A 1369-nucleotide genomic window follows, 5' to 3' on the forward strand; every position below is an offset into this window, starting at 1 on the left:
CAGGGCTATTGCGTTCTAGATGCGCTGGTCACGGCCTTGATGAGATCGTGGGGGCGGCGGTTGGCGCGTCTGGTGGCGCGGGCGATGTTGGGTTCGCCGTTGCTGCGGTGGTATCCGATGGAGGTGTTACGTAGGACGGCGGCGACGGCGGGTCCGTTGCCGGTACTGGCTTGATGGGCGTCCTCGGCGAGGGTCACGTCTCGTACCCAGTGCAGGCGGTTCTCGATGTGCCATTCGCGGCGGGCCCAGTCGCCCAGCTGCTGGGGTTGGGCGTCCGCGGCGGGCAGGGTGACGATCAGGTAGGCGGTCTCGCGGGTGGTTGCGCCGCCGACGACGGTGCGGGTGCGGGTGCGGGTGATCCGAACAGCCTGCTGCGCATGCGGAAAGCCCAGCCCGCCCGGGGTGGCCACGGTCAGCGCCTTGACGGTGCGGGTCTCGCAGCGACCGTGGCCACGGTCGCGGGTTTGGTGCCCGATCGGCACCTGCGCCCACGGTTGCTGCTTGAGCAGGGCATGCACGCTGGGCTGGTTCGCCTTGACCTGGACCATCAGCTGCCCGCCGCGGGCGGCCACGGCGTGGGCGTGGCCGACCTGGGCGTGCAGCGCGTCGGCCACGATGATCGTGCCGGCCAGCGACCCGAGCTGTGTCAGCAGTTGGTCCAGCAACGGGGTGAACGCGGGGATCTCATTCGACTTCGCGGCGATGGCGACCTGGGCCAGCACCAGGCCGGTGGTGGTCTCGTACGCGGACAGCAGGTGCACCTGCCGCCCATCGGGCAGCTTCGCGCCGCGCAGTACCTTGCCGTCCACCGCGATGACCACCCGGTCCTTGCGTCCTGATGCTGGTGGCTGGGCCGGCAGGCGGTGGCGTAGCCAGCCGGTCAACACCGCCTGCAGCAGCTGCGCGTCGATGCGGATCAGGAACCGCCAGAGCGTGCTACCCACGGGGATGCGGCCGGTGAACCCGAGCCGGGCACGGACCGGCTCGTCCAGGTCGGCGGCCCAGTCAGCGATCGCGGCGAACGTGGTGGCCCCGGCCAGCACCGCGCACACCGCCACCGCGAGCAGGCTGGCCAGCCGGTAGCGCACCCCACGGCGGTGCCGCGGGTCAGGAACCGCCGCCAGCGCGTGCAGCAGATCCCGCTGCTCGTCAGTGCCCAGCGCAGCGGGGATGTCGATGCCGATGGTCGGCTTGGGTCGGACAGCGTTGATCAGCGAAGATGGCATCAGCGGGTGTGGTCCTTGCTCGGAGTCGTGAGGGTGTCAGCAACTCCATGATCACCCGGGCGGCCACACCCGCCTCACACCATCCTCGGCCGCCCACATAGGACCAGGTCAGCCAGCATCCCCGCGACTACGCAATCGCCCTG

The 1369-nt window shown here is 70.4% G+C and carries 1 protein-coding gene; it reads right to left on the minus strand.

Annotation, left to right across the window (positions count from 1 at the left end; translation table 11 throughout):
• Positions 1-5: 5 nt before the first annotated feature.
• Complete coding sequence (locus V6V89_RS41385; RefSeq protein WP_334625215.1) at positions 6-1226, minus strand: ISAs1 family transposase; 1221 nt, start codon at positions 1224-1226, stop codon at positions 6-8.
• Positions 1227-1369 lie beyond the last annotated feature (143 nt).

It is taken from the genome of Micromonospora sp. CPCC 206061, assembly GCF_036906915.1.
GTDB lineage: Bacteria > Actinomycetota > Actinomycetes > Mycobacteriales > Micromonosporaceae > Phytohabitans.